The following is a 26,010-nucleotide window of genomic DNA, read 5'->3' as shown; positions in this document are numbered from 1 at the left end:
ATGACATCAATCACCCGCAAGGTCGCGCTCGTTGCAGCGCTTTCCGTAGCAATCGTCCCGGCCATTGCCCTGGCCCAGAATGTCGGCATCACCGCCGTGGTGCGCAATGATGTGCGGGTGACCACCGCCGCCAATCCCGTACTGCACAAGGCCGCGGTCCGCGAACGAATTGCCATCGGCAATGACATCGTGACCGGCAAAAGCAGCATGACCCAGCTTCTGCTGCTCGACAAGACGAGCTTCACCGTCGGCGCCAATGCGCGGGTAAAGATCGATCGCTTCGTTTTCGATCCCGCCAGCGATGCCAGTTCCGTCAGCGCTTCCGTGGCCAAGGGCGCCTTCCGCTTCATGTCCGGACGTGCGCTGAAGAAGGGGCGCGAGGGATCGTCGATCAAGACCCCGGTCGCCTCGATCGGCATTCGCGGCACGATCATCGAAGGGGTTGTGGGCGAGGACGCCATCGAAATTGCGCGGCGCGAAGGCATCATAGATCGCAACAATACGGCAGATCCGGAAACCGCCAGCCTGATCGTGTTGCGCGGACCGGGCCGCAACGCACAAGGCGTGCAGCGCGGCGCGATCGACGTGACCGTGGGCGATCAGGTGATCCCCCTGGAGGATGCCGGGCTTGCGCTGTTCGTGCCGGGCAAGGGTCAGGCCCCGATCGGCCCCTTCACGCTGTCGCAACGCGGCATCATGTCCTTGCGCGATCTGCTTGGCCCGCATCCGCTGCCGGGCCGTGACCGCACCTTCGATCGCGATCCCGCCACCGACCAGCAATTCGGCTGTGATAGCGGCGGCCAAAGTCAGGGACGGGTCTGCCTCGGCTTTGACTAGGCCCGCAGAATGCGGCGCGAATTCAGACGCGCCCGGCTCACGGAAAGGTGGTGCCGCTTACGTGACTCGAACACGTGACCCCATCATTACGAATGATGTGCTCTACCAACTGAGCTAAAGCGGCATCCAGCGCGTGCTGCCTAATTCCGGCAAGCGGCGCGCGCAATGCAAAGGTGGAGGCCCGAGCCGGAATCGAACCGGCGTGCAAGGATTTGCAGTCCTCTGCGTAACCACTCCGCCATCGGGCCGAGCCATCCGGGGCCAAGGCTTGCCGGACAGAGCGCGCGCACTAGCGATTCGGCGGCAGCTTGGCAATCTGTGATTGGCTGGGCGACCTTCCCTAACGTCAGTCTAGACCGGACGCGCATCAGAAGGCATGGCAAGCGCATGACGATTGCCAGCCTGCTCGAACCCGTCACCGGCCAGCCCGGGCCTGTCCGCCTTACCCATGCAAGCGACTGGATGCAGGGTCGCACGCTGTATGGCGGCGCCTCGGCGCTTGTCGCGTATACGATGGCGGTGCGCGCATACCCGGGTCTGCCCCCTTTGCGCGCCGGGCAGATCGCCTTTGTCGCGCCGGTGGGCGAAGAGATCGAGCTGACCGCCGAGATCGTTAGACAAGGGCGCAACGTCACGCAGATCCGCAGCGAGATCCTGAGCGAAGGTCGCGTAGCGCTGAGCGCCTTCTGGCTGTTCGGCGAAGGCCGCGAGGCCAATGCCCTGCACCCCTCTCCGCCGCCCGAGGACTGGCCTGGGCTGCCGGAGGCGACCGAGGAAGTGACCCACAAGTTCGCCCCGAGCTTCGTCGCCAAGAATTTCGAGCTGCGCCACGGACAGATCAAAGGTGCGGACCGCGGCGCCACCATCCGCCGCTGGGCACGTCTGACCGAGGAGCACGATCTCGATCCGGTCGCCAAGCTGGTGCTGATGGGCGACGTCATGCCGCCGGGCGCGATGCGGGTCATGCAGCGTCAGGGCCCGATCAGTTCGATCAACTGGTCGTTCAACGTTCTAGACCCCGAGAGCCGGTCACGCGATGGCTGGTATCTCGCCGAAAACGCCAGCCAGCACGCCGACGCCGGCTATTCTTCAGAGCGCCTCAGGATGTGGGATGCCGACGGCAAACAGGTGCTCGACGGAATCCAGTGCGTGGCTGTGTTCGGCTGAACCGAGCCGCCGCTTACACATCCTCGAAGTTCGGTTTGCGGCGTTCCATCTCGGCCATCACCGCTTCCACCTGGTTGCGGGTGCGCATGATGGCGTGCTGTTCGATGCTCTCTTCCATCAGGATCGCATCAGTGCCGCGTTCGAACATCCCGGCCTGCAGCCGCTTGGCAGCGCGGATCGCGTGGGGGTTTTTGAGCGCGATCGTTCGCGCGATGGCCAGCGCCCGCTCGCGCGGGTTCTCGTCGACATAAGTCGCCAGCCCGAGGGTTTGGGCCTCGGCTCCGGTGAACTCGCGGTTGGTATAGATCAGCTCGCGCAGCACGTCGTCACGCACGAGGCCCCGCCACAGGACATAACCGCCCATATCGGGGACCAGACCCCACTTCATTTCCATGATCGCCATCCGCGTTTCAGGATGAACGATGCGGATGTCCGCACCGCTCGCGATCTGGAGGCCACCGCCGAAACATACCCCGTGGACGGCGGCGATCACCGGCACGGGCAGCTTGCGCCACTGCATCGCCACCTGCTGCGGACGGTTGGCATTGCCATAGGTGCGCTCGGTCAGGCTCGGCTCATCTTCGGGCGGCTTTCGCGAGAAGTTCGACAGGTCGAGCCCGGCGCAGAACGCGCGGCCCTCGCCCGACAGCACCACCGCACGCAAGCCCTTCATCCGCTGGAGCGCGCTGCCAGCCTCGATGATGCGCTGAAACATCTCGGGATCAAGCGCATTCATCTTGTCCGGGCGCACCAACCGGACTTCGGCGACACCGTCTTCGCCCAGTTCGATGGCGACACGGTCATTGGCGATGGTGGTGGCGATAGCGGACATGTGCGCAGGATCCCTCAAGGCATTTTGGTGAGGCAATGACTGACCGATTCACCGGCTCAAGTCCATAGGGGTGCCTGCTTCAGGTCGGCATGGGGCTGATCATGCGGAAGGCATCGCGCATCGGCGGTGTATCGAGGAAATAGCCGCCTTCCGGATGGGTCGCGATCAGGCGCGCAAGGCCAAACGTGTCGAGCTTGGCACGCACCCGCGCGACATGCACAGCAACGCTGTTCGTCTCAGGATCGAAATGGATGCGCCACACGTCTGCGAGCAATTGCCGCCGGGTCATGCGCTCGCCCGGATGTTCGGCCAGCCGCCAAAGCAGCGCAAATTCGCGTGGGTGCAGCCCCAGCCAGCAGTCGGCCACCCGTCCGTCGCGGTGGACCAGGTCGAGCGTCACTTCGCCCGCATCGCGAAAGCGGGGGATCAGGATTTCGCTTTCCGGAAACTCGTCTGCGGGCGACATCACGCTCATAACAGACCTCCCGCGCGCATCGAGTAGGCGGCATCCTCGGTAAAAATCAGATGGTCGATCAATGTGATGTCGAGCGCACTCGCGATGTCGCAAAGGCGGCGCGTGGCGGAGATATCGCGTTCGCTGGGGCGGCATTGTCCCGAAGGGTGGTTGTGCGCGAGGATGATGCCAGCCGCATCAAGTCGCAGCGCCTCGCCCAGCAACCCGCGCATCCGGAGGATCAATGAGCCGGCACTGCCCGCCCCGACCGCGGCATCACCTAGCCAGACATGGTCTCGATCGACGAAGATCGCATGGCTGCGCTCGTGGGTTACCGGCTCCTGCAGCACCACACGGCGTAGATAGGTGATCATGGCCTGGGTGCGGCGATCGGACGGGCTGGCCGCGATCGCACGGACCGGACGGGTGAGCATCGTCATGGCGGGACAATCTCCTGATCTGGCGGAAGCATGAGCGCGGATCAGGCCCGCAAGGGGCCATGGCGAACCGCTATCGCGCAAGCGGCATCGGTGCGCGCCAGGCGCGGTAGGGCCCGAATACCCGCAGCCGCATCCGGTGGCGCACAAACCCGCCGAAAATCAGCGCGAGTTGGCAATAGGACGGTCCTGACGCGAGAATCAGGTACGCCAGCGGCGACACCGTATCAACGAGAGCTTTTACCGCATGGGCGCTGATCGCCACGAGCTGGAATCCGGCCACCCACAGCGGATAATTGCGATTAGCGTTGAGAGCGACGGCCACAAAACCGATGCCCGCAATAATGTCCAAAGCGACATAGACCCAGGCATAACTACCGAACGCGATCTGCCCGAAATCGAGCCATTCGAAACCTCTGATCGGCACAACCATCGTAACCACGAAAATCGCGATCAGCCAGCGTTCGGGCGCACCGCCATAGCGCCATATCGCCAGCGCCAGAAAGACGCTGGCTATATGTTGCACGTCACCACGATAGGCGTTGAACAGTTCGAGCATTGTCTACTGGATGGTCACGCTGCAGCGCGTTCCAGCTCGGATCCGGTCCGCATGGTCGCATCGGCCGGCACTTCGGTGGGAATCCCAGTTTCACCGCCAGCGTGAACGCGGGCGACCTTGCTGAGTTCGTCATGCACGCGCAGCAGGTTGGTCGACATCGCCAGAGCCTGGCTTTCGGCTTCGGTCAGCCGCATCAGCGCGCGCTGACCGGTGTGGACTTCGACTTCGGGGTTCTGGCGCGCTGCCAGCATGGCCTGCTTCAGACGGGCCATGGCGATGATCGATTCATCGGCGATGGCTTCGGCTTCGCGGACCAGCTTCTTGAGTTGGTGCGCGTCGGCAAGGATACGGTCGTTCATGGTCATTCTCCGCGGCCGACCGGTGCTCAACCGGTGACCTGAGTTTCCTCTACAGAGACGGTGGCCTTGCCATTCATCGCATTGCTGAGTGCCATAGCGGCGGTGACAGTCAACACCACCGCTGCAAGGATGCCCGAAGCAATCCCCACAATGGCGCCCAGACGAAGCAGAACAGCATGTTCCCCATCGAGCACTCCGGGGACCACCCGCGGCTCGCCCGGTCTGAGCCACGGCACCTGCTCGAACAGGGGCATCGCATCGCTCATGACCAGTCGGCCCGGGTCGTCCCGCCCACCGAAATCGGCAAGATCGGCGGCGGGGTTAATCTGATAATTTGTGTATGCAGCTTCGCTGAAGGGCTTGGGCAAATCTGCATCCGCAACAATGCCGAGCCTATCTGCAACCGATGCTTGCACAGCATCAGACGGTGCCGGTTCCGCCGGGAGAGTGGCGCGATAGTTCTCGACCAAATCGCCAAGGCTGCCGGCCTGATAAACGTCCTTCAGCGCACGGATATGCTGATTGATGCGGGTTTCAGATACGCCGAGTTCCGACGCGATGACCTTGATCGGCAGGCGACGATCGATGCGCTCCATCACAGCGCGCTGTCTGTCGGTCAGCCGCCGTGCGGCTCCGGACGACATGAGGCATCTCCTTCGGCAATCAGTCCCTGTTTACAGACAAGTTAGCGTAAACGGGACGAGATTTCTTCCATTTTGGACAAGAAATGCTTTCAGTTCGTCGAACGACGATGATGTGAACGCTCACGCTGCCGAGCTGTTGACGCCAACTGACTGCAGATATCGCTTGATGTTGCGGGCGGCCTGGCGAAGCCGCTGCTCGTTCTCGACCATCGCGATGCGGACATAGCCTTCACCGTTTTCGCCGTAGCCCACGCCCGGTGCCACGGCGACCTGCGCCTGGGTCAGGAGTTGCTTGGAGAATTCGAGGCTGCCCATCGACTTCAAGGCCGGGGGCAGCGGTGCCCAGGCGAACATCGAGGCGGGCGGCGCGGGGATCTCCCAGCCCGCACGGCCGAATGCCTCGACCATCACGTCGCGGCGCTTGTGGTAAAGCTCGCGGTTGGTGTCGATGATGTCCTGCGGCCCGTTCAATGCCGCGCAGGCCGCAGCCTGTATCGGCGTGAAGGCGCCGTAATCGAGATAGGACTTCACCCGGGTCAGCGCGGCGATGAGCTGGCGGTTGCCCACCGCAAAGCCCATGCGCCAGCCGGCCATCGAATAGGTCTTCGACATCGAGGTGAATTCGATCGCGACATCCTTCGCGCCCGGCACTTCCATGATAGAGCGCGTCGGCTTGCCGTCGAAATAGAGCTCGGAATAGGCCAGATCGCTCACGACCCAGACCTGATTCTCCTTCGCCCAGGCCACCAACCGCTCGTAGAACGGCAGCTCGACCGTTTCGGCGGTGGGGTTGGAGGGGTAGCTGACCACCAGCACGCTGGGCCGCGGGACAGTGTAATTCATCGCCCGCTCGAGCGATTCCCAGTAATGTTCGTCCGGCGTGGTCGGCACCGAGCGGATCGTCGCGCCCGCAATGATGAAGCCGAAGGTGTGGATCGGGTAGGACGGGTTGGGCGCGAGCACCACGTCGCCCGGCGCGATGATCGCGGTGGCGAGGCTCGAGAGACCCTCTTTCGAACCCATCGTGACAACCACTTCGGTCTCGGGATCAAGCTCGACCCCGAAGCGGCGCGCGTAATATCCCGCCTGTGCACGGCGCAGACCCGGGATGCCCTTGGACTGCGAATAGCCATGCGCATCAGGCTTGGCTGCAACCTCGCACAGCTTGTCGATGACGTGCTGCGGCGGGGGCTGATCGGGGTTGCCCATGCCAAGGTCGATGATGTCCTGCCCTGCCAGCCGGGCGGCATGACGCATGGCATTGACCTCCGCGATCACATACGGGGGCATCCGCTTCATGCGATAGAACTGGTCATTCATCGTCGTCATCACCTTGTCTTGCGCGGCCTTGATGCAGTGCAGCGCAGTTTTCTCCCTAGGCGAAGTTCGCAGGCGGTGGGAAGGCGTTTTCGGCAATTGCGGCAAGCTGCAATTGTCGGCACTACTAAGCAGCACAGCGAACAAGGGACAGTTCAGGCCATGGCAGACGATACCGACCCGATGGCAGCCACGATGGCGGCGGCGGGAGAAAGTCTCAAGGGCTTCTTCGACATGCAGGGCGAAGCGATGCGCGGCATGATGTCGGGCAAGGGGCTGGATTCGGTGTTCGGACAAGGCATGAATGCCGGTGATCTGGGCGAATGGGCGGCAATCGGCGCGCAGCTCCAGCAGTTGTGGCTCGATTTCGCCACGCATCAGGCCACCGCAGCGGCTGAGAAGGCGGCCAAGGGCGCCAATCCGATCGATCCGGCCCAATGGCTGACGATCTCGCAGGGCATGCTTGGCCAGATGCCCAAAGGGCTGTTCGAGGCCTCGGCCAAGCTCGCGCAGGACCAGATGCAGCTGTGGTCGGGGGTCATGCAGAGCGTGGTTGCGGGTGCGACAGGCGGCAAGATGTCGGAAGCACCCGAGGCTGGCGCGCTGCCGAAGTCTGACCGGCGCTTTGCCGATCCGGCATGGCGCGAGCATCCGGCCTTCCTGCTGCTGCATCAGACCTATCTGATGATCGCCGACTATTTCCGTACCAGCGTGAAGGGGATGGAGGGGCTCGATCCGGTGAAGCGCCAGCAGCTTGAATTCGCGGTAAGCGCGCTCGCCGAAGCGATGAGCCCGGACAATTTCCTTGCCCTGAACCCTGTGGTGCTGAAGCGCACGGTCGACACCAAGGGCGCCAATCTGGTGCGCGGGATGCAGCACCTTATCAACGATCTGAAGCGCGGACAGCTGACCCACACCGATCCCGACGCCTTCCGTCTGGGCGAGAACCTTGCGGCGAGCCCGGGCAAGGTGGTGCACGAAACCCCACTCTACCAGCTGATCCAGTATTCGCCCTCGACGGAAGACGTGCTGGAAGTGCCGCTGGTGATCTTCCCGCCGTGGATCAACCGGTTCTACATCCTCGACCTCACGCCCAAGAAGAGCTTCATCAAGTGGGCGGTGGATCAGGGCATCTCTGTCTTTGTCGTCAGCTGGAAGAGCGCGGACGAGACGATGGCCGATATCGTGTGGGATGATTACATCCGCGCCCAGATCGAGGCGATCGACCATGTTCGCGCCCGGCTCGATGTGCCGTCGGTTCACACCATCGGCTACTGCGTCGCCGGCACCACGCTGGCTGCAACTCTGGCCGTGCTGTCGCGGCGCGGCCAGGCGGACAAGGTGAAGTCCGCGACCTTCTTCACCGCGCAGGTCGATTTCGAGAAAAGCGGCGACCTCAAGCATTTCATCGATGAAGGCCAGCTCGAGATGATCGGGCAGCTCTCGCCGCAGGGCTATCTCGACGGGCGCTATCTCGCCGCCACCTTCAACGCGCTGCGTGGCCGCGATCTGATCTGGAACTACGTGGTCAACAACTACTTGCTGGGCGAGGACTATCCGGCCTTCGACCTGCTCCACTGGAATGGTGACGTCACCAACCTACCCTCCAAGTGGCACAATTCCTATCTGCGGGACCTTTATCGCGACAACAAGCTGGTTGTGCCAGACGCGCTGGAGGCGGATGGTACACCGATCGACCTGACGCGGGTCGCCACGCCCAGCTTTGTCCAGGCGGGCCGCGAGGATCATATCGCACCGGCCGAAAGCGTGTGGCGGATCACCCGCCACTTTACCGGCCCGATGGAATTCCTGCTGGCTGGCTCGGGCCATATCGCAGGCGTGGTCAACCCGCCTTCTGCGGGCAAGTACCAGTATTGGGTCGGCGACAGCGCCGCACCTTCGCTCAAGGACTTCGTCAAAGGTGCGACCGAGCATCCGGGGAGCTGGTGGCCGCACTGGCTCGAATGGCTCCACCGCCAGTCAGATGCCCGCGTTCCGGCCAAAGGCAAGCGCGTGCCGGGCAGCAAGGGTGACACCGTGATCGAGGATGCTCCGGGCCGATATGTGAAGACCCGTTAGACGATTCTTTGGCGGCCCGTCGGTACAGGTCGGGCTTTTTATATATAAAACATCGTTTTAATCATTTATTGTGCGCTGCACAAAAATGCTTGACTTCGCAGCTGCAATGCCTATTTTGTGCAGTGCAACATGAAGCGAGGTCGTCATGTCCGAAGTTGAAACCAAAGCAGTCGAAGCCAAGCCGGTGGTCGCCAAGATCGATGCCGCCGCTGAAAAGGCCTATGCCGAAGCATCGGCCAAGGCCGCAGAAGCGCCCAAGGCTGCTCCTGCAGCAAAGCCGGTGCCGGCTGCCAAGAAGATCGTAGCGCCGAAGAAGGCCCCGGCCGCCAAGAAGGCGACCCCGGTCAAGAAGGCTGCTGCCAAGACCGTCAAGAAGGCGGCGACCAAGAAGACTCCGGTCAAGAAGCCGGTGCTGGCGAAGAAGGCTGCCCCGAAGGCCGCCAAGCCCGCCGCTGCACCCAAGACCAATCCCGTCATCAAGCTCAAGGATACCATCATGGCCACTGCCAAGAAGACCGACATCACCGCGACCGCCAAGGAAGTGCTCGCCGACGTCCAGACCCGTGCGAAGACCGCTTACGCCAAGACCACCGTGCTCGCGAGCGAAGCCGGCGAATTCGGCAAGGCGAACGTCGACGCCGTCGTTGAAAGCGGCAAGATCTTCTTCGCCGGCGCCCAGGACATCGTCCGCAGCGACCTCGAAACCGGCAAGACCGTGATCGAAACCGTTACCGCCGACGCCAAGAAGGTTGTCGCCGTGAAGTCGCCGACCGAACTGTTCCAGCTGCAGGGCGAACTCGCCCGTCGCAACTTCGACGCGCTGGTTTCGTTCGGCTCGAAGCGTACCGAAGCCTGGGTGAAGCTCTACAACGATGCATTCGCTCCGATTTCGAACCGCGTCAGCGTCGCAGCTGAGAAGTTCGGCAAGGCTGCGTAAGCTACAAGTTCCTGGACCGGGCCTCTCTCCTCTCTCTCCCAACCCGGTTCACGAGAGCGCGCCGAAAGGCGCCGGCCGGCCAGACGCGAGTCTGGCCGGCCTTTTCTTTACGCAGCGTGCCTCGCCAAACAATTCGCACCAATTGCTTGCACCACAGCGCGCGAATCCCATAATGGGGGCTCATGTCCATTCGCATCTCTCCGACGCTTGCCGAAAGCGCTGCGCTGCCTGTGCCGCTCGGCCTGATCGTGCGCGCAGAGGACGAGGACGGCGGCAAGGGCACTGGCGGACAGGATCAGGTCGGTGTTGCCACCAAAACCCGCGCCAAGGCCAAGAAGCCGAGCCAGTACAAGGTGCTGATGCTCAACGACGATTACACCCCGATGGAATTCGTGGTGATGGTGCTGAAGCGCTTTTTCGGCATGGATCTGGAACAGGCCACCCGCGTAATGCTGCACGTCCACCAGCGCGGCGTGGGGGTATGCGGCGTGTTCACCTATGAAGTGGCCGAAACCAAGGTCAATCAGGTGATGGACTTCGCCCGCCAGAACCAGCACCCGCTGCAATGCACGCTCGAACAGGCGTAAGCGCCGGTCGCCATGCAATTGAGGGCATGACGCGCGAGGTCGGACGCGCTAGGGCATAGGGGCCTTCGCGCATTCGACGGAAACGACCTCACGTGCAGCAACCGATCTCCAGCATCGACCGCTATATCCTGCGGCTCACGGTCGTGCCGATGCTGGGCGTGTTTGCGCTCGCCGCATCGCTGCTGATGCTCGACAAGATGCTGCGGCTGTTCGATTTCGTCGCGGTCGAAGGCGGACCGGTGGGCGTGGTGTTCAAAATGCTCGGTGCGCTGATCCCCGAATATGCCAGCCTTGCGATCCCGCTCGGGCTGCTGCTGGGCGTGCTGCTCGCGTTCCGAAAACTCGCGACCTCGTCCGAGCTCGACACAATGCGTGCAGTCGGGTTGTCCTACAACCGGCTACTGCGGATGCCCTATGCGATCACGCTGCTGCTGGTCGGAGTCAATATCGCGCTGGTGTTCTATATCCAGCCGATCAGCCGCTACTACTACGAACAGATGGAATACGAGCTGCGCTCGGGCGCGCTTGGAGCGTCGATCAAGGTCGGCGAATTCACCACGCTGGCCGACCGCATGGCGCTACGTATCGAAGAGAGCGAGGATGAAGGCCGCCGACTGATCGGCATTTTTGCCCGGGTCTCGAACAAGCAGGGACAGGTGCTCTCGATCAGCGCGCGCGAGGGCGCGTTCCTCGCCACGCGCGACAATCCCGATACGATCATCCTGCGCCTGACCGAAGGCACGATCATCCAGGACACGGGCATGAAGGGGCAGACCCCGCGTGTGCTCAGCTTCAGCCGTCACGACTTGCCGATCGATCTGCCCGCGATCGAGGCGTTCCGCGCCCGCGGCGACAAGACCCGCGAATACATCCTGCCCGAATTGCTGCAGATCGGCTGGGGCGAGCGCAGCCCGCCGCAAGCCCGCGATGCGAGCCTCGCCAGTTTCCACTTCCGGCTGGTGGAAATCGTGATGATGTTCCTGATGCCGCTGCTGGCGGTGGCGCTCGCGATCCCGCCCAAGCGATCGACCAGCGCGCTCGGCGTGTTCGTGTCGATCATCATGGTGGTCGCCTATCACAAGATCAATCAATACGGCGAGGATGTCGGCGCGCTGGGTCGCATTGATCCGGTGTTGGCGCTGTGGGTGCCGTTCGTGTTGTTCGCGGCGCTGATCGTTTGGATGTATTACCGCGTCGCCTATGTCCCCGGCGGGCAGGCGATCGGCGCGCTGGAAATGGCCTTCGCCAAGCTATCGAAGCGGCTCGGCAAGCTGTTTGTCCGCCGCGCGCCGCGCGCCTACCGTCCTCCAGCGGAGACCGCCCCGGCGGAATAGGTCTTCATGCAGCTCGATTTCTTCCCCTCGCGCACGCTGACGCTGTATCTGGCGAAGATGTTCGTGATGCGCATCTTCGCGGTGCTCGTCATGCTGGTGCTGGTGCTGCTGATGCTCGACCTGCTGTCGGCGACCGGCGACATCCTCGCCTACCCCGGCAACGGACAGGGCGAGGTGCTGCGCTATGCCGGGCTGCGCCTGCCGCAGCTGATATCGCGCTTCCTGCCCTATTCCGTGCTGCTGGCGACGCTGATCACGCTGGTGACGCTGAACCAGAACAGCGAGGTGGTGGCGATGAAGGCCGCCGGGCTTTCGGCCCATCAGGTGCTCTCCCCCCTGCTGCTGACGGCGGCAGTGGTTTCGATCGTCAGCTTCGGCTTCAACGAACGCGTCGTCACCCGCGCCAACGGGACGCTCAAGGCATGGGAAGCGGCAGAATACGGGCCGATCCCGACACCGTCGGCCGGCGCAGGCGGGACGCGTGCCAATGTCTATCTGACAGATGGTACGAACATTCTCTCCGCCGCAGCACTGACCGGATCGGGCAAGGACATCGTGCTCTCGGGCGTAACCTGGTACGAACGCGCGCCGGGCGGGATTATCCGCGAACAGATCCGCAGCCCCCGCGCGACCTTCGCTGCGCCCGGATGGCGGCTCGAAAAGGCCGCCCGCTTCGATGTAGCAGGGGCGATCACCGATACCATGCCGACGCTGGTGGTAGGCAAGGACCTGAGCCCCGAGACTATCATGCTGCAATCGGTCGATGCCGATGCGCAGAGCTTCTGGGAGCTGTCCGACAGCATCGACGCCTATGAAGCCGCAGGCCGCAACACCGACGAGATGCGCGCCAAGTGGTGGCATCGTCTGTCGGGCCCACTATCGGCGCTGTTGATGCCGCTGCTCGGCTCGATCGCCGCCTTCGGCCTTGCGCGTTCGGGCCAATTGTTCGTGCGCGCGATCATCGGGATGGCGCTGGGCTTTGCCTATTTCGTGGTCGACAATGCCGCACTGGCGATGGGCAGCTTCGGCGGCTACCCGCCGCTGCTCGCCGCATGGGCGCCCTTCGTGCTGTTCGTCCTTCTGGGCGAGACGGTGCTGATCCGGACCGAGGAGTGACCGGCTGGTCATTGCGGCTGGCGCGGGCCACCGATGCAGCGGCGATGCCGGGGATTGAACGCGCGGCGGCGGTGGCCTTTGCCGATGAACCCTCGATCGATCCCGCCCGCACCCGTTCAGAGGCCGATTATAGCCGCCTGATACGCCGGGGGCATTGCCTGGTCGCGCACGTGGGCGAGGAGATGGCCGGCTTTCTCGCTGCCGAACCTTTCAGCCGCGAACTCCACATCTGGGAAATGGATGTCGATCCGCGCTTCGGACGGCGCGGCATCGGCGCAGGTCTGGTGCGCGCGGCGATGATCGATGCGCGCAACACCGGTTTCAAGGCGCTGACCCTCACCACCTTTCGCGATCTTGCGTGGAACGGGCCGTACTACGCCCGGCTCGGCTTCGAGGAAGTCACCGCGCTCGACGCACACCCGCGCCTCGCAGGCGAACTGGCGAACGAAGTCGACGATGGCCTGCCCGCCGACCGCCGCTGCGCGATGATCTGCTTCCTCGACTGAGGAAAGGGAGGCGCTCAGCCCGCTTTCGCGCCCATCGTGCTTTTGGCGATCCGGCCGACCAGCACCAGCAACCCCGGGTGGTTTGCGCCCTCATAGGTCGAACCCGTCCCAAGCTCGCGGGCCAAACGGCGGTGCGCTTCGGGCAGATCGTGATAGGGCATCGAGGGCATCAGATGGTGGAGCGCATGATAGCGCAGTCCCACCGGCGCCCAGATCTCAGCGGCGAGGCCCGGCGGCGGCACATTGACGCTGTCGAGGAACTGCGCGGTCACCGTCATCGGCTCGCCCTCGTTCTCCCACAGGTGCGCGACCAGCGTGCGCAGCTGGTTGAGCACGGCGGTAAGCGACACAATCGCCAGCGCGATCACAAGCGGCTTCCAGCCGACAATCTGCGTGCTGCCGATCAGCAACCATGACCACACGAACACGCCTGCTTCCTGCCAACGTACGCGGGCGATCAGGTCACCTTCGGGCGGACGGCGGCGGAATTCGGGGTTGATCTGGAGCGACGAGAACCGCTCCCACGTCAGGTTCCGCACCGCCGGGATAAGCGCCCCCAGCGGCACCAGCACCGCCGCACGCACGATCAGCGCAATCGGCGCAAGGATCGCGACGATCACGAACAGCGGCAGGCTCCACGGCTTCATCAGCGCCAGCGGGAGATACTCGGGATCTTCCACGGTGCCGTATTGCGTGCGCTTGTGGTGGATGGTGTGGACGCCTTCATACATGAAGCTCGGCGTCAGCAGCGGGATGCCGACCAGCAGGTTCCAGCCGGTGCGGAAACCGGGCAGCGCATCGCGGTGGATGTGGGTCAGCTCGTGGATGAACATCAGCGCGCGGTAAAGCGCGAGAGCCGCGACCAGCCCCGCCGCCAGCTGCACGGCAAGGCTCTGCGCCAGGATCGCCGCCGCAATCCCGGCATAGCCGATGCCCGCCGACAGCAGCATGTCGGGCCAGTAGATCGAAGCCTTGGCCTCGCCCAACCCCTTGGTCAGATCGCGGGCGGCGCGCAGCATCGCCTTGTCGTCCTCGGCCATAAACTGGACGCGGGTCGCCTTTGCCGGAACCGGCGCTTCAGGCGCAGTGGAGAGGGTCTGGTGCACAGTCATTTCTGGATCGTTTTCGGCAATTTCCTGAGGCTCGCCCTACCCGAAATCGGGAAGCAAGCCAAACGCGGGTTGTTGGTGACAGTAATCGATAGCCTTGCGTGTTTGCCGCAGGCGCGACACAGACACCTTGATAGATCGCAAATACGGGGATCGGCGCGTGACGGATGTGGCCAGCCGCGAGGCAGAGATAAGAATTGAACCGGTCACCGACAAGCGCGGGCGCGCGGCCTTCGTCGATCTGGGGCGGGCGTTCTCTGACCGTCTGCCGCATTTCGTGCCGCAGATCAGGGCCGAACAGCTCGAACTGGTCGATCCGGCCAAGAACCCGTTCTTCGGCCATGCCCGCGCGCAGATGTTCATCGCCTATCGCGGCGGCAAGCCGGTCGGACGGATTTCTGCGCATATCGACGAGCTGGCGCTCGCAATGCCCGCCGATCAGGGCTTTGGCCCCGGCACCGGGTTCTTCGGCTATTTCGATGCCGAGGATGAGGCCGTCGCCCGCGCGCTTCTGACCACAGCGGAAGAGTGGCTGAAAGGCCAGGGCATGACCCGCGTGCTCGGCCCGATCTCGCTCTCGATCTGGGAAGAGCCGGGACTGCTGGTGCGCGGTCAGGATCATGCCCCGATGATCATGATGGGCCATCACCCTGCCCATTACGCTGCGTGGATCGAGGCGGCCGGCTATGCCTGCGCCAAGACGCTCTACACCTATGATCTCGACATCTCGAAGCCGTTCCCGCCGCTGGTGCAGCGGATCGTGCAATCGGGCCACAAGAATGCGCGGATCAATGTGCGCCGGGTCGACAAGAGCCGGTGGGACGACGAGGTCGCGATCATCCTCGCCATCCTCAACGATGCCTGGTCGGACAATTGGGGCTTCGTGCCCTTCACTCCTGCCGAGGTCGCCTATGCCGGCAAGAAGCTGCGCCCGATCATCAAGGAAGAACTCAACATGATCGCCGAGGTCGACGGGCGGCCTGTCGCGTTCATGCTCACCTTCCCCGATGTCAACGACGCGCTGGCGCGGATCAAGGGCAAGCTGTTCCCGTTCGGCTGGATCCACATGCTGCGCTGGCTGCGCTTTCCCAAGGGTGCCGGGATGCGGGTGCCGCTGATGGGCGTGCTCAAGGAACTGCACAACAGCCGCCTCGCCAGCCAGTTAGCCTTCATGATGATCGAAACCATCCGGTTGGAGGCGAATGGCAAGTTCGGCTCGACCCGGGGAGAGCTGGGCTGGGTGCTCGAAGACAATCAAGGCATGGTGGCGATTGCCGACACGATCCAGAGCACGATCAACCGCGAATATGTGATCTACGAGAAGGGATTGGGCTAAGAAAAAAGGCCTCCACTCGCGAACGAGCAGAGGCCTTTCGGGATCGTATCACCGGCCGCTTGGACGGGAGGGGGGTCTCGGCGGTGACAACTGCATAATGCGCGAGCAAAATTGCGGTTCCCGTAGGGTCAAAATTTTTTTTCGGTGTGTGAGTGCCAATGGCAAACCCACCGAAATCGAACGACTTACCGGATCAACGCGACGCGGGCCGAGGGAACCGCTATGGCCCCGAATCGATTATCACATCGCTTGTCAGCGCGGAGATACCCATGTCACTCGCCAGCCAGATCGCGGCCAACCTGCCCTTCCTGCGCCGCTATGCACGCGCCCTGACCGGATCACAGGCCAGCGGCGATGCCTATGTGCGCGAGATGCTCGAAGCGGTGCTGGCGGACGATACGCTCAAGGCCTCGCTCGCAGGCGGGCGGGTGCCGCTCTACCGCGCATTCAGCAAGGTCTGGACGAGTGCTTCGGGAGCAGCGGCAAGCGGCACGACCACAAGCGAGCACGAGGCAGGCGCACAATCCCGCCTGTCTGTCATCACCCCGCCGGCGCGTCAGGCGCTGCTGCTGACAACGCTGGAAGATTTCTCGGTCGCCGAGGCGGCGGAAATCCTCGATCGCTCGGCTGCCGAGATCGATGCGATGGTCGCCGAAGCGATTGCCGACATCGAGCGTGAGCAGACCACATCGGTCTTGATCATCGAGGATGAGCCGCTGATCGCCATGCAGCTCGAGGATCTGGTTACAGGCCTCGGTCACACCGTCAGCGGCACCGCCGCCACCCGCACGCAAGCGCGCGAGGCCGTGGCGCAGGCGATGCCGGGGCTGGTGCTGGCCGATATCCAGCTCGCCGACGGTTCTTCAGGTCTGGACGCGGTGGACGATATCCTCGCGCTCGCCTCGATGCCGGTGATCTTCATCACCGCCTATCCCGAACGCCTGCTGACCGGTGACCGGCCCGAGCCGACCTATCTGGTCACCAAGCCATTCCAGGAAGCCACGGTGCGCGCTGCAATAAGTCAGGCGCTGTTCTTCGGGTCCACCAAGCCGCTTTGATTGCGTGCCACCTTACGGTGGCGCAGACCTCCCGCCCCAGCACGATCGCAAGCCTAAGGCTTTCGTACCCTTCTGTCCGGCTCGTTCTCCCGGATGCGGAAGTCTGATGGGCGGCGGACCGGCACGCGCAGCACGCATCGCACGCCTTCGGGATCGAATTCGAGCGCGACCGGGCGGCGCAATTCGTGCGCGACGATCTTCTCGATCAGCTCGGTGCCGAACCCGCGGCGGCGCACCTGCGCGACCGGCGGCCCGCCGGTTTCCTGCCATTCGACCTCGGCCCATTCGGTCTCCGCCTGCGGGTCCTCGCCGCGCTGCCAGCGGATGGTCACGCGTCCGCCCGGCACGCTGAGCGCGCCATATTTGGCCGCGTTGGTCGCCAGCTCATGCACCGCCAGCCCGAACGAGAGCGCATCGTTGGGCGCCAGCTCGAGTTCCAGCCCCTCCAGCAGGATCGCATCGCCCAGCGCAATGCGGAAGTGCTGGAGCTCGGCCTCGATCACCGCGCGGATCGGCGTCGTGCCCCAATCGGTGCGGGTCAGCAGATCGTGGGTTGCCGAGAGCGCCCGGATCCGCCCTTCGAGGCTATCGGCGAATTCATCGAGGTCATTGGCACGCCGCCGCGTCAGCGACAGGATCGACAGAACATTGGCGAGCGTGTTCTTGACCCGGTGGTTGAGCTCGCGCGTGAGCGAATTGCGGATCGCGTGCTGTTCCTCGAAAAACGCCAGCCGCGCCTGATCCTCGAACGCCTGCTGGGTGAGCAGCCGCGCGAGCAGCATCAGCAGGCTCGCCAGCGCCAGCCCGAAGCTGAGCGTCACCATCGACAGCGGCGAGAGGATCCGGGAATTGGCGGCTTCGATCACCAGCAGCAGCTTGCGATCGGCGATCGTCACCGCCTGATCGACCGTCGCGCTCGGCGCATTGCCGATGGAATCGGCCACCAGCAGATGCCCGGTGCTCGCCTCGCCGTCATACAGGCGGACACCGAACTGGCCCGAACCCTTGCGGTCGATCGCTGCCTCAAGGAATGCGCGGGCGCGGAAGGGGGTGTAGACGAACCCGACCAGCCGCCGATCACCCGCAGGGCTGATGCGGAACGCGGGCATGTAGATCGCAAAGGCCGGGGCTGCGGTGCTGGTTTCCTGCGCGAGGCTGATCCGTCCCGATGCCGCCGGGCGCAAGGTCAGTTCGGCTTCAGCCATAGCGGCAGCGCGCGCGGGATCGGAATACATGTCGTAGCCGAGCGCACGGCGGTTGCGCGGGCTGGCGGGTGCGAACATCGTTACCGGTGCGATCCGTCCGGTGCCCTGGACCGGGCGGGGGTAGATATCGGGATAATCGGGCTGACGGGCACGGGTGCGCGCATAGAAGGCGGGCAGATCGCGCGCTTCGAGCACGGGAATCCAGCCGATCCCTTCTGCGCCGGAATATTCGGTGTTGAGTTTGAGCGCCTTGACGAAATCGTCAAAGGTCTGCGGGCTCACCTCCTCGCGGCTTGAAAACAGGGCGGCCCCGGCGCGCAGGTAGGAGGAAAAACCGCTGCTGGAGCGATCGAGCGCGGCGGCGATGCCCTGCGCATATTCCCGCATCTGGGCACGCTCTCTGGCGCGGGCGTTGCTTTCGATGGCGAACACGCTGAGCGCGGTGATCGCAGCAATCGCAAGAAATATCGCGAGCGGGATCGCGCGCGGGTAGAGCACCAGCCAGCGCCGCGCCCGCGCCGAGGCGGGCGGCGCGCTGGGCGTATCGGCTTCGGTGCTGAAATCCACGCTGTCGATGGTGCGCTGTCCTGCGAATGCTCTGCCGCTGCGGTTCAGACCGGGACAGCCTGACCCCGAGCGGAACCAAACAGGTAGCGCATCGTTCCCGAATCGTCCAAACTCGCGCATCGAAGGGTGGTTGCCGGAGCATCCCGGCGCATCACCAGACGCACGGCAAGGCCTCCATGGTGGGGGCAGGGCAACGGGATCAGGGACGAACCGAGAGCATCATGGCCTCGAATCACAGACAAGGCGGCGGCAGCGACGGGGCAGGCAACGGCCAACAGCGACGCGCGCCTGAATGGGCCGACGGTCTGAAACAGCTTTATGATTCGGTGGTCGAGGAAGATCTGCCCGATAGTTTCAAGGACCTGCTCGACCGGCTCGACGGGAAGACATCAGGAGGCGGCGCAAACGATGCCGCACCATCCCGAGACAGCCGGGATCGCGGGCAATGAGCGATGATGTCAGCCAGCAGGAAAAGCGGCCCGCTGCGCGGACAGCCAGCGAACAATCCGATTTCAAGCGCGAACTGACCGGCGTGGTACCGCACCTGCGCGCCTTTGCACGCGGGCTTTGCGGTCGGCCCGATCTTGCCGATGATCTGGTGCAGGAAACACTGCTCAAGGCATGGGCGGCGCAGGACCGGTTCGAACCCGGCACCTCGATGCGCGCCTGGACCTTCGTGATCCTGCGCAACGCCTATCTCACCGACATGCGCCGTAACCGCTTTCGCGGCGAGTATGACGAGGGCGTGGCCGAACGCATCCTCACCGCACCCGCCGGGCAGGAGGAGCCGATCCACCTGTCCGATCTCCACCGGGCGCTGCTGACCTTGCCTGCCGAACGGCGCGAAGCGCTGCTGCTGGTGGGCGCGGGCGGCTTTTCCTACGAGGAAGCCGCCGCGATCTGCGGCTGTGCAGTCGGCACGATCAAGAGCCGCGTGGGCCGCGCCCGCGCCGCGCTCAGCGAAATGCTCACCAGCGGCAATATCCCGCGCCGCTCCAGCGACGACGAGGTCGCCCACCGCGCCATTCTGGAAGAACTGGACATGGTGGCTGGCGGCAACGGGGTCAGCACGCGAGGGTGACCCGCAATTCTGGCGGGAAAGGCCACAACAGGTGTGACAAGCCGATTTTTTCCCGCCATGATTGCGCCCGCAACCATTCAAAAGGGGATCAAATGGCAAAGTTCTTTGGCAATCTGCATCTTGTGCTGGCCGTCGGGCTGGTCGCTGCGATTCTGGTAATCGTAAGTTTCACCGGCTGGACCGGAGCAGATGCAAAATCGGTGGCGGACGACGTGTTCCGCTGGCTCCACACCTTCTTCGGTATCCTGTGGATCGGGCTGCTCTACTACCTCAATTTTGTGCAGGTTCCGACCATGCCGTCGATCCCTGCCGAGCAGACCGGTGCGATCAACAACCACATCGCGCCCAAGGTGTTCTTCTTCTTCCGCTATGCGGCGTTGCTCACGGTCGTCTTCGGCCTCGTGATCGCCTTCCACAACGGCTATGCCGTACAGGCGCTTACCTTCAGCGGTTACGGTGCCGACGGCACCAACCTGATCGGTCTGGGCATGTGGCTGGCGCTGATCATGGCGTTCAACGTCTGGTTCATCATCTGGCCGGCGCAGCGCAAGATCCTGAACATCGTTCCCGGCGCGACCGATGAGGAAAAGGCCAAGCTGCGTCCGCGTGCTCTGGCCGCAAGCCGCACCAATGTTCTGCTGTCCTTGCCGATGCTCTACTGCATGGTCAGCGCGAACCTCGGCGCCTGATTGATGAATTGCCCCCCTTTCGAGGGGGCAATTCAATTTCCGCTTGTTATCGGGCTGGCAGCTTCAAGCCGGCTCTTGTGTACCAGCCGCCGCGCGGTCGACCGCGCTTGTGACAGCCACGTTCATGGTGACATTGCCGAGCGTGCGCATCAGGTCGGGCAGCATCTCCACCGCCACCAGCAACGCCAGCGGCTCGACCGGCACGCCCATGGCGAGCGCGATCGGGCCGATCGAGACGACGAAGCTGATCGAGCCGGGCAGGCTCACCGCCGACAGGCTGATGACGCTGGCGATCAGGATGCCGGCCACCGCGATGGCGGGCGAGACCTCGATCCCGGCTAGCGCGGCGATGTAATAGACCACCGCAAGGTTCATCGCGGCGCTGGTCGCGCGGAAGATCACCACCGCGAGTGGCAGCACGAATTCTGCCGTCGAGGCCTTGAGCCCCAGCCGCCCCGCGCTGTCGAGCATCGCGGGCAGGCTGGCGAGCGAGCTCTGCGTCGAAAGCGCCACGGCCTGCGCTGGCAGCACGGCCTTGGTGAAGGACATCAGCCCTGTCCGCCCCAGCCCCGCCGCGATGACATAGGCGAGCAGGAAGACGAAGGTGCCCATCATCGTGGCGATGAGCACATAGTGGCCGAGCGCGGCAAACGCACCGCCACCGCTCTGCACGCCCACCCCGTAAGCCAGCGCGAATACGCCCGCCGGCGCAATCGCCAGTACCCAGCCGATGATCAGCAGCATGACGTTGCCCAGCGCATGGAAGAAGCCGAGCAACCGGTCGCCCTGATCTTGCGGAAGGCGGGTGATCGCCACCGCGAACATGACGAAGAAGATCGTCAGCGGGAGCATCGCCGTCTCGGCTGCTGCCGCGATGATGTTGGGCGACACCAGCGACGCCATGAAGTCGAGCACGGCGGGAACCTCGCCGACATCGGCCGGGGTCTGCGCGAGAAAGGCGCTCGCGCCCTCGGGCACCGGGAAGGCCTTGAGCAGCGCAGGCATGGCAACAGAGGTGAACGCCCCGCCCGCCAGTTGCACCACCACCATCAGCGCGATCATCCGCCGCGCCACCGTGCCCACCCGCGAGGCTAGGATCATCTGCACCAGCCCCAGCACCAGCAGCGCTGCAACCAGCGGGATGATCGTCATCTGCAACGCCCGCAGCCACAGCCCGCCGACCAGGCTTGCGATCTCGCTCGTCCAGCCCGGCGCGCCCAGCGCGGCCCCGGCGATGCCTGCCACCAGCCCTGCGATCAGCGCGGCAAAGGTCAGCGCCACCGGCAGGCGGATCGAGACCAGCGCGAACTTTCCCTGCCCGCCTGCACCGGTGTTATCGTTGTCCAGCAATTTCGTGTCCTTTAAGTGGGCTCGCAGCCCTTCCCTTTGCGCGATAACCGCGCCAGAAGCGCGAGACAATCATGCGAGCGGAAAAGGGGCGCGCGATTAGATGGCACGCAAGCTGTTCGGAACCGACGGGATCAGGGGCCGCACCAATTCCGGCGCGATGACCGCCGCCACCGCAATGCGGGTCGGGCAGGCGGCCGGCGCCTATTTCCTGCGCGGTTCGCACCGCCACCGGGTGGTGATCGGCAAGGACACGCGCCTGTCGGGTTACATGATGGAGAGCGCGCTGGTGGCGGGCTTCACCAGCGTCGGCATGGACGTGATCATGACCGGGCCGCTGCCCACCCCCGCGATCGCCCTGCTGACCCGCGAAATGCGCGCCGATCTCGGCGTGATGATCTCGGCGAGCCACAATCCCTTTGCCGATAACGGCATCAAGCTGTTCGGCCCCGACGGGTTCAAGCTGTCGGACGAGGCCGAGCTGGAAATCGAACGCCTGATGGAAGGCGAGGTCGAACTCGCACCGGCGGAAAAGATCGGCCGTGCGCGCCGGATCGATGATGCACGCGGGCGCTATATCCACGCGGTCAAGGCCTCGGTCAGCTCCGAAGTGCGGTTTGACGGGCTCAAGGTCGTGGTCGATTGCGCCAATGGCGCGGCCTATCAGGTGGCACCTTCTGCGATATGGGAACTGGGCGCGGACATCGTCACGCTGGGGGTCACCCCCAACGGCACCAATATCAACGACGGCGTCGGGTCGACCGCAATCGCCGCGCTTCAGGCCAAGGTGGTCGAGGAAGGCGCGGATATCGGCATCGCGCTCGATGGCGATGCCGACCGGCTGATCGTGGTCGATGAAAAGGGCCGCGCGGTCGATGGCGACCAGATCATGGCGGTGATCGCAACCCGCATGCACGAAAAGGGTGCGCTCACCGGCGGCGGCGTGGTCGCGACCGTCATGAGCAACCTCGGCCTTGAACGCTATCTCGGCGGGCTCGGGCTCGATCTGGTGCGCGCCAAGGTGGGCGACCGCTACGTGCTCGAAGCGATGAAGGCGGGCGGATACAATGTCGGCGGCGAGCAATCGGGCCACATGATCCTGCTCGATCACGCCACCACCGGCGATGGCACGCTGGCGGCACTGCGGGTGCTGGTCAGCCTGGTGCGATCGGACAAGCGGGCAAGCGAGCTGCTGCACGCCTTCGATCCCGTGCCGCAGCTGCTGAAGAACGTGCGCTATGACGGCGGCAAGCCGCTGGAGGATGCAGGCGTCAAGGCGGTGATCGCCGATGCCGAAGCTTCGCTGGCCGGCAAGGGCCGCCTGGTGATCCGCGCTTCGGGCACCGAACCGCTGATCCGGGTCATGGCCGAAGGCGATGACCGCGCCGAGGTTGAAGCCGTGGTCGATCGTATCTGTGAGGCGGTCAGGGCGGCTGTCTGAGTATCATTCCCGTTCGCCTCGAGCGAAGTCGATAGGCCTTGCGGTGCCTCTTTGTGTCTCGACTTCGCTCGACACGAACGGAACCAGGGAGTTGATGCAATGCTCGAAATGCGTCCCGATTGCGAAACCTGCGGTGTGCTGCTGCCCGCCGATGCCCCCGGCGCGTTCATCTGCTCGTTCGAATGCACGTACTGCGCCGAATGTGCCGAAGACCTCGACGACCGCTGCCCCAATTGCGGCGGCGAGCTGATGGATCGCCCGACGCGCGCCAAGGCGCTGCATGCGAAATACCCGCCGAGCACTGTGCGCAAATTCAAGGGATAGGCGGCAATACCGCCCGTTATCATGGCCGTGTCAGGCCTTGGCCAGCTGTGGTCCGAAGCGCGCGTCGGCGAATTTCTTGATCTTCTTCGCCGCAATCAACGGCACGATCACCGAGAGTGCAATGCCGCCAAGCGAGCAAATGCCAAGCCAGATCGCCATCGCCGTCCCGCCCGCTTCGTACATTCCGTAAATGACGGGGCCGGCCAGGATCAGGCCACGGATTTCGTTCACGGCGACAAAGCCGGCACCTGCCTTGAGCAGCAGACTGACAAGAAGACCGAGGGAGTGGCTCATGCCCCTTGTATGTCTGACAAACCTTAGCATTTGGTTGAGGCCGTGCGGCGCGTGCGCGTTTGAAAAACGTGCCTGCGGGCGCGCAGACTTGCTAAGGGGCCTTCCATGACCACCCCCAAGCCCCCCGAATCCTTTCCATCGCCGGCTCCGACAGCTCCGGCGGCGCAGGGATTCAGGCGGATATCAAAACGATCACTATGCTCGGCGGCTATGCGATGACCGCGATCACCGCGATTACGGCGCAGAACACCGTGGGCGTGCAGGGGATCGCGCCGACGGCGGGCGGCATGGTCGCCGCGCAGATCGCTTCGTGCATCGATGATATCGGGCTCGATGCAATCAAGATTGGGATGTTGCACGATGCCGCCGTGATTGCCGAGGTGGCGGGCGCGCTGGAGAGGGTCACCGCCCCGATCGTGCTCGATCCGGTGATGATCGCCACGTCAGGCGCGGCGCTGATCGAACCGGCGGCTGTTACCGCGCTGCGCGACATGCTGTTCCCGCGCGCGGCGCTCATCACCCCCAACCTGCCCGAGCTGGAACACCTGGTCGGCCGTGCGCTTGCAGGCACCGAAGACATGGTCGCCGCCGCCGAGGAATTGAGCGCAGCCTGCGGCGCGGCGGTGCTGGCCAAGGGCGGGCATGGGGAGGGAGACCGGATCGTCGATGTGCTCTATTTCCCCGCAACCGATACCCGCGGCGCGCGTGCGGTCGCCTACGATCACGCGCGGATCGACACGGTGCACACCCACGGCACCGGCTGCACACTGTCGTCAGCGATTGCGACGCTGCTCGGCCACGGTCAGCCGATCGAACACGCGGTTCGGCTGGGGCGGCAATTCGTGGTCAAGGCGATCGAGGCGGCCCCGGGCTACGGCGCAGGCCACGGTCCGCTAGGGCATCAGGCAGTGCGCGCAATCCAGTCCTGACGCGTCAGCGCGAAGTAGATGCTGTCGCACCACTCGCCCGCAATCAGCCAGGTGTTCTGTGCACGATGCGTTTCGGCAAACCCCAGCTTTCCGAGCAGCCTGATCGAGGCGGCATTGCGCGGATCGACATCGGCGGCGATGCGATCTTGCCCGTGCAGATCGAAGGCGCGAGTGATGATCGGCACCAGCGCCTCGGCCACCAGCCCCTGCCCCCAAAGGGCCGGATCGATGATGTAGCCGATATCGGGAAAGCGGTAGAACCCCGCCTTGCCGACCGCGCGGCCGCGATATTCGAGAATGAAATCGTCACCCTCGCCCGGCGTGGTTGCGGCCATGGCGGCGAGCCAGTCGCGGGTCTGCTGCTCGCTCTCGTGCGGCGGCGTCGACCAATAGGCCATCGCCTGCGGGTCTGACAGGACCCCATGCATCCCCGCGAAATCCTCCGCAGGGCGGACCCTGCGCAGCACCAGTCGCGGGGTGCGGATCACCGTGTCAGTCGGCGGGGAGCTCATAGAAATCGGCGATGCAGGCCCAGGCTTCCTCGGCGGTTTCGACCCAGGTGAACAGGTCGAGGTCGCTCTTCGAGATCACGCCTTCTTCGGCCAGCGCCTCGAAATCGACGACGCGGGTCCAGAAGTCCTTACCGAACAGGATGATCGGCATCGGCTTCATCTTGCCGGTCTGGATCAGGGTGACGAGCTCGAAGAATTCATCGAACGTCCCGAAGCCGCCCGGGAACACCGCCACCGCGCGGGCGCGCAGCAGGAAGTGCATCTTGCGCAGCGCGAAGTAGTGGAACTGGAAGCTGAGATAGGGCGTCACGTAGGGATTGGGCGCCTGCTCGTGCGGGAGCACGATGTTGAGCCCGATCGATTCGCTGCCCGCATCAGACGCGCCGCGGTTGCCCGCTTCCATGATCGAAGGCCCGCCGCCGGTGGTGACGACGAACTGGCGCTCGCCGTTCTCGATAATGCCCTTTTCGCTCACCAGCCGCGCGAGCTTGTAGGCCTCGTCGTAATACTTCGCCTTGTCGGCCAGCCGCTGGGCGACCTTCTGGTCGTATTCGCTGCCGTTCCTGGCCGCCTCGATCCGCGCTTCGGCCTGCGCGGGGCTGGGGATGCGGGCCGATCCGTACATCACCAGAGTCGAACCCACGCGCGCTTCGTCGAGCAGCATTTCGGGCTTGAGCAGTTCAAGCTGGAAGCGGACGGGGCGCAGCTCGTCGCGCAGCAGGAAATCGGTGTCGCGGAAGGCGAGCTTGTAAGCCGGATGCGCGGTCTGCGGGGTGCGTTCGGGGCCGCCTTCGGCAAAGCGGGTTTCCTCGCCCGCGCGGTAGAATTTGCGGTCTGTCAGGTCTTTGTCGGTCATGCCTAGACCCCTAGTAGCCCCCTGCTAGGCCCGCAATAGCCTAGGGTAGCCACGTGTTCCACGTGGAACATCGGCCTGGGCGGGGCTGGATATGGGC

At 64.2% G+C, this 26,010-nt stretch carries 29 protein-coding genes and 2 tRNA genes; 16 read left to right on the top strand and 15 right to left on the bottom strand.

Going from position 1 to position 26,010, the window contains the following annotated elements; genetic code table 11:
• Positions 1–837, top strand: a complete 837-nt coding sequence (locus tag BG023_RS04220; RefSeq protein WP_069309353.1) for a FecR family protein — start codon at positions 1–3, stop codon at positions 835–837.
• 48 nt (positions 838–885) lie between these two features.
• Here the strand turns inward: BG023_RS04220 and BG023_RS04215 are convergent.
• Positions 886–961 (bottom strand) — tRNA-Thr (locus tag BG023_RS04215).
• 50 nt (positions 962–1,011) lie between these two features.
• Positions 1,012–1,085 (bottom strand) — tRNA-Cys (locus BG023_RS04210).
• A 139-nt stretch (positions 1,086–1,224) separates the two neighbouring features.
• On the opposite strand from BG023_RS04210, the gene BG023_RS04205 reads away from it, so the two are divergent.
• A complete protein-coding gene (locus BG023_RS04205) occupies positions 1,225–2,004 on the top strand; it encodes an acyl-CoA thioesterase (RefSeq protein WP_069309352.1) in 780 nt (259 codons plus the stop codon).
• Between the two features lie 13 nt (positions 2,005–2,017).
• On the opposite strand, the gene BG023_RS04200 is transcribed toward BG023_RS04205, so the two are convergent.
• The 7 genes from BG023_RS04200 to BG023_RS04170 all read right to left on the bottom strand — a co-directional run bounded on the left by BG023_RS04200 (position 2,018) and on the right by BG023_RS04170 (position 6,609).
• A complete protein-coding gene (locus tag BG023_RS04200; protein WP_069309351.1) occupies positions 2,018–2,836 on the bottom strand; it encodes a crotonase/enoyl-CoA hydratase family protein in 819 nt (272 codons plus the stop codon).
• A gap of 79 nt (positions 2,837–2,915) precedes the next feature.
• Positions 2,916–3,311 carry a winged helix-turn-helix domain-containing protein gene (locus tag BG023_RS04195; protein ID WP_069309350.1) on the bottom strand — a complete coding sequence of 132 codons (396 nt, stop codon included), beginning with the start codon at positions 3,309–3,311 and terminating at the stop codon, positions 2,916–2,918.
• Positions 3,308–3,730, bottom strand: a complete 423-nt coding sequence (locus BG023_RS04190) for a JAB domain-containing protein (protein WP_069309349.1) — start codon at positions 3,728–3,730, stop codon at positions 3,308–3,310. The genes BG023_RS04195 and BG023_RS04190 overlap by 4 nt, the downstream gene beginning before the upstream one ends.
• Positions 3,731–3,800: 70 nt before the next feature.
• On the bottom strand, positions 3,801–4,286 hold the full coding sequence (locus BG023_RS04185) for a hypothetical protein (RefSeq protein ID WP_069309348.1): 486 nt from the start codon (positions 4,284–4,286) through the stop codon (positions 3,801–3,803).
• 14 nt (positions 4,287–4,300) lie between these two features.
• Entirely contained in the window at positions 4,301–4,645 is a 345-nt protein-coding gene (locus BG023_RS04180; RefSeq protein WP_069311114.1) for a hypothetical protein, read from the bottom strand.
• A 26-nt stretch (positions 4,646–4,671) separates the two neighbouring features.
• Positions 4,672–5,289 carry a hypothetical protein gene (locus tag BG023_RS04175; RefSeq protein WP_069309347.1) on the bottom strand — a complete coding sequence of 206 codons (618 nt, stop codon included), beginning with the start codon at positions 5,287–5,289 and terminating at the stop codon, positions 4,672–4,674.
• 120 nt (positions 5,290–5,409) lie between these two features.
• Positions 5,410–6,609, bottom strand: a complete 1,200-nt coding sequence (locus BG023_RS04170; RefSeq protein WP_069311113.1) for an LL-diaminopimelate aminotransferase — start codon at positions 6,607–6,609, stop codon at positions 5,410–5,412.
• A 159-nt stretch (positions 6,610–6,768) separates the two neighbouring features.
• Here BG023_RS04170 and BG023_RS04165 point away from each other — a divergent pair, with 159 nt between their 5' ends.
• The 6 genes from BG023_RS04165 (at position 6,769) to BG023_RS04140 (ending at position 13,165) form a co-directional block, all read left to right on the top strand.
• Entirely contained in the window at positions 6,769–8,685 is a 1,917-nt protein-coding gene (locus BG023_RS04165; protein WP_069309346.1) for a PHA/PHB synthase family protein, read from the top strand.
• Between the two features lie 145 nt (positions 8,686–8,830).
• Positions 8,831–9,622 carry a phasin family protein gene (locus BG023_RS04160; protein WP_069309345.1) on the top strand — a complete coding sequence of 264 codons (792 nt, stop codon included), beginning with the start codon at positions 8,831–8,833 and terminating at the stop codon, positions 9,620–9,622.
• 182 nt (positions 9,623–9,804) lie between these two features.
• Positions 9,805–10,209 carry an ATP-dependent Clp protease adaptor ClpS gene (clpS, locus tag BG023_RS04155; RefSeq protein WP_442956777.1) on the top strand — a complete coding sequence of 135 codons (405 nt, stop codon included), beginning with the start codon at positions 9,805–9,807 and terminating at the stop codon, positions 10,207–10,209.
• Between the two features lie 92 nt (positions 10,210–10,301).
• The gene (locus BG023_RS04150; RefSeq protein ID WP_257784908.1) at positions 10,302–11,543 is read left to right on the top strand and encodes an LptF/LptG family permease; all 1,242 of its coding nucleotides are present in this window, start codon (positions 10,302–10,304) and stop codon (positions 11,541–11,543) included.
• A 6-nt stretch (positions 11,544–11,549) separates the two neighbouring features.
• Positions 11,550–12,659 carry an LPS export ABC transporter permease LptG gene (lptG, locus tag BG023_RS04145; protein ID WP_069309344.1) on the top strand — a complete coding sequence of 370 codons (1,110 nt, stop codon included), beginning with the start codon at positions 11,550–11,552 and terminating at the stop codon, positions 12,657–12,659.
• Positions 12,656–13,165 carry a GNAT family N-acetyltransferase gene (locus BG023_RS04140; protein WP_233993073.1) on the top strand — a complete coding sequence of 170 codons (510 nt, stop codon included), beginning with the start codon at positions 12,656–12,658 and terminating at the stop codon, positions 13,163–13,165. Before lptG ends, BG023_RS04140 begins: the two co-directional genes overlap by 4 nt.
• A 14-nt stretch (positions 13,166–13,179) precedes the next feature.
• Here the strand turns inward: BG023_RS04140 and BG023_RS04135 are convergent, their stop codons facing one another.
• Positions 13,180–14,277, bottom strand: a complete 1,098-nt coding sequence (locus BG023_RS04135) for a fatty acid desaturase family protein (protein WP_069309342.1) — start codon at positions 14,275–14,277, stop codon at positions 13,180–13,182.
• A gap of 157 nt (positions 14,278–14,434) precedes the next feature.
• Between BG023_RS04135 and BG023_RS04130 the strand changes: the two genes are divergently transcribed.
• On the top strand, positions 14,435–15,610 hold the full coding sequence (locus BG023_RS04130) for an N-acetyltransferase (RefSeq protein ID WP_233993072.1): 1,176 nt from the start codon (positions 14,435–14,437) through the stop codon (positions 15,608–15,610).
• 269 nt (positions 15,611–15,879) lie between these two features.
• Positions 15,880–16,668 (top strand): response regulator, encoded by a 789-nt coding sequence (locus BG023_RS04125; RefSeq protein ID WP_069309341.1) that lies wholly within the window; start codon positions 15,880–15,882, stop codon positions 16,666–16,668.
• 53 nt (positions 16,669–16,721) lie between these two features.
• On the opposite strand, the gene BG023_RS04120 is transcribed toward BG023_RS04125, so the two are convergent.
• Entirely contained in the window at positions 16,722–18,440 is a 1,719-nt protein-coding gene (locus tag BG023_RS04120; RefSeq protein ID WP_233993071.1) for a CHASE domain-containing protein, read from the bottom strand.
• Between the two features lie 221 nt (positions 18,441–18,661).
• On the opposite strand from BG023_RS04120, the gene BG023_RS14365 reads away from it, so the two are divergent.
• The 3 genes from BG023_RS14365 (at position 18,662) to BG023_RS04110 (ending at position 20,210) form a co-directional block, all read left to right on the top strand.
• Positions 18,662–18,889, top strand: a complete 228-nt coding sequence (locus tag BG023_RS14365; RefSeq protein ID WP_083234516.1) for a NepR family anti-sigma factor — start codon at positions 18,662–18,664, stop codon at positions 18,887–18,889.
• Positions 18,886–19,521: a sigma-70 family RNA polymerase sigma factor gene (locus tag BG023_RS04115; protein ID WP_069309340.1), complete on the top strand. Its 636-nt coding sequence runs from the start codon at positions 18,886–18,888 to the stop codon at positions 19,519–19,521. Before BG023_RS14365 ends, BG023_RS04115 begins: the two co-directional genes overlap by 4 nt.
• A 92-nt stretch (positions 19,522–19,613) precedes the next feature.
• On the top strand, positions 19,614–20,210 hold the full coding sequence (locus BG023_RS04110; RefSeq protein ID WP_069309339.1) for a urate hydroxylase PuuD: 597 nt from the start codon (positions 19,614–19,616) through the stop codon (positions 20,208–20,210).
• A gap of 63 nt (positions 20,211–20,273) precedes the next feature.
• Here BG023_RS04110 and BG023_RS04105 read toward each other — a convergent pair whose 3' ends face one another.
• Positions 20,274–21,560: a dicarboxylate/amino acid:cation symporter gene (locus tag BG023_RS04105; RefSeq protein WP_069309338.1), complete on the bottom strand. Its 1,287-nt coding sequence runs from the start codon at positions 21,558–21,560 to the stop codon at positions 20,274–20,276.
• A 100-nt stretch (positions 21,561–21,660) separates the two neighbouring features.
• Here BG023_RS04105 and glmM point away from each other — a divergent pair, with 100 nt between their 5' ends.
• The gene (glmM, locus tag BG023_RS04100) at positions 21,661–22,998 is read left to right on the top strand and encodes a phosphoglucosamine mutase (RefSeq protein ID WP_069309337.1); all 1,338 of its coding nucleotides are present in this window, start codon (positions 21,661–21,663) and stop codon (positions 22,996–22,998) included.
• 99 nt (positions 22,999–23,097) lie between these two features.
• Complete coding sequence (locus BG023_RS04095; RefSeq protein WP_069309336.1) at positions 23,098–23,322, top strand: DUF1272 domain-containing protein; 225 nt, start codon at positions 23,098–23,100, stop codon at positions 23,320–23,322.
• 30 nt (positions 23,323–23,352) lie between these two features.
• On the opposite strand, the gene BG023_RS04090 is transcribed toward BG023_RS04095, so the two are convergent.
• Complete coding sequence (locus tag BG023_RS04090; protein WP_069309335.1) at positions 23,353–23,616, bottom strand: hypothetical protein; 264 nt, start codon at positions 23,614–23,616, stop codon at positions 23,353–23,355.
• Positions 23,617–23,744: 128 nt separating this feature from the next.
• Here BG023_RS04090 and thiD point away from each other — a divergent pair, with 128 nt between their 5' ends.
• A complete protein-coding gene (gene thiD, locus BG023_RS04085) occupies positions 23,745–24,545 on the top strand; it encodes a bifunctional hydroxymethylpyrimidine kinase/phosphomethylpyrimidine kinase (protein ID WP_069309334.1) in 801 nt (266 codons plus the stop codon).
• On the opposite strand, the gene BG023_RS04080 is transcribed toward thiD, so the two are convergent.
• Together BG023_RS04080 and BG023_RS04075 are read right to left on the bottom strand one after the other, a co-directional pair.
• Positions 24,518–25,057: a GNAT family N-acetyltransferase gene (locus BG023_RS04080; protein ID WP_069309333.1), complete on the bottom strand. Its 540-nt coding sequence runs from the start codon at positions 25,055–25,057 to the stop codon at positions 24,518–24,520. The genes thiD and BG023_RS04080 overlap by 28 nt on opposite strands.
• Positions 25,038–25,913, bottom strand: coding sequence for an LOG family protein (locus tag BG023_RS04075; protein ID WP_069309332.1), 876 nt, complete (start codon positions 25,911–25,913; stop codon positions 25,038–25,040). The genes BG023_RS04080 and BG023_RS04075 overlap by 20 nt, the downstream gene beginning before the upstream one ends.
• Positions 25,914–26,010 lie beyond the last annotated feature (97 nt).

Origin of the sequence: Porphyrobacter sp. LM 6, assembly GCF_001720465.1 — a bacterium.
Classification (GTDB): Bacteria; Pseudomonadota; Alphaproteobacteria; order Sphingomonadales; family Sphingomonadaceae; genus Erythrobacter.
This window is presented reverse-complemented; position numbering and strand designations above follow the sequence as displayed.

What these genes read in the sequence shown, in the direction of transcription:
- BG023_RS04160 (WP_069309345.1), top strand. Translation starts at nt 8,831, where the DNA reads ATGTCCGAAGTTGAAACCAAAGCAGTCGAAGCCAAGCCGGTGGTCGCC.
- BG023_RS14365 (WP_083234516.1), top strand. Translation starts at nt 18,662, where the DNA reads ATGGCCTCGAATCACAGACAAGGCGGCGGCAGCGACGGGGCAGGCAAC.
- BG023_RS04115 (WP_069309340.1), top strand. Translation starts at nt 18,886, where the DNA reads ATGAGCGATGATGTCAGCCAGCAGGAAAAGCGGCCCGCTGCGCGGACA.
- BG023_RS04180 (WP_069311114.1), bottom strand. Translation starts at nt 4,645, where the DNA reads ATGAACGACCGTATCCTTGCCGACGCGCACCAACTCAAGAAGCTGGTC.
- BG023_RS04090 (WP_069309335.1), bottom strand. Translation starts at nt 23,616, where the DNA reads ATGAGCCACTCCCTCGGTCTTCTTGTCAGTCTGCTGCTCAAGGCAGGT.
- BG023_RS04190 (WP_069309349.1), bottom strand. Translation starts at nt 3,730, where the DNA reads ATGACGATGCTCACCCGTCCGGTCCGTGCGATCGCGGCCAGCCCGTCC.
- BG023_RS04195 (WP_069309350.1), bottom strand. Translation starts at nt 3,311, where the DNA reads ATGAGCGTGATGTCGCCCGCAGACGAGTTTCCGGAAAGCGAAATCCTG.
- BG023_RS04080 (WP_069309333.1), bottom strand. Translation starts at nt 25,057, where the DNA reads ATGAGCTCCCCGCCGACTGACACGGTGATCCGCACCCCGCGACTGGTG.
- BG023_RS04125 (WP_069309341.1), top strand. Translation starts at nt 15,880, where the DNA reads ATGTCACTCGCCAGCCAGATCGCGGCCAACCTGCCCTTCCTGCGCCGC.
- BG023_RS04220 (WP_069309353.1), top strand. Translation starts at nt 1, where the DNA reads ATGACATCAATCACCCGCAAGGTCGCGCTCGTTGCAGCGCTTTCCGTA.
- BG023_RS04095 (WP_069309336.1), top strand. Translation starts at nt 23,098, where the DNA reads ATGCTCGAAATGCGTCCCGATTGCGAAACCTGCGGTGTGCTGCTGCCC.
- clpS (WP_442956777.1), top strand. Translation starts at nt 9,805, where the DNA reads ATGTCCATTCGCATCTCTCCGACGCTTGCCGAAAGCGCTGCGCTGCCT.
- lptG (WP_069309344.1), top strand. Translation starts at nt 11,550, where the DNA reads ATGCAGCTCGATTTCTTCCCCTCGCGCACGCTGACGCTGTATCTGGCG.
- BG023_RS04110 (WP_069309339.1), top strand. Translation starts at nt 19,614, where the DNA reads ATGGCAAAGTTCTTTGGCAATCTGCATCTTGTGCTGGCCGTCGGGCTG.
- BG023_RS04205 (WP_069309352.1), top strand. Translation starts at nt 1,225, where the DNA reads ATGACGATTGCCAGCCTGCTCGAACCCGTCACCGGCCAGCCCGGGCCT.
- BG023_RS04075 (WP_069309332.1), bottom strand. Translation starts at nt 25,913, where the DNA reads ATGACCGACAAAGACCTGACAGACCGCAAATTCTACCGCGCGGGCGAG.
- BG023_RS04135 (WP_069309342.1), bottom strand. Translation starts at nt 14,277, where the DNA reads ATGACTGTGCACCAGACCCTCTCCACTGCGCCTGAAGCGCCGGTTCCG.
- BG023_RS04165 (WP_069309346.1), top strand. Translation starts at nt 6,769, where the DNA reads ATGGCAGACGATACCGACCCGATGGCAGCCACGATGGCGGCGGCGGGA.
- BG023_RS04200 (WP_069309351.1), bottom strand. Translation starts at nt 2,836, where the DNA reads ATGTCCGCTATCGCCACCACCATCGCCAATGACCGTGTCGCCATCGAA.
- BG023_RS04185 (WP_069309348.1), bottom strand. Translation starts at nt 4,286, where the DNA reads ATGCTCGAACTGTTCAACGCCTATCGTGGTGACGTGCAACATATAGCC.
- BG023_RS04175 (WP_069309347.1), bottom strand. Translation starts at nt 5,289, where the DNA reads ATGTCGTCCGGAGCCGCACGGCGGCTGACCGACAGACAGCGCGCTGTG.
- glmM (WP_069309337.1), top strand. Translation starts at nt 21,661, where the DNA reads ATGGCACGCAAGCTGTTCGGAACCGACGGGATCAGGGGCCGCACCAAT.
- BG023_RS04170 (WP_069311113.1), bottom strand. Translation starts at nt 6,609, where the DNA reads ATGAATGACCAGTTCTATCGCATGAAGCGGATGCCCCCGTATGTGATC.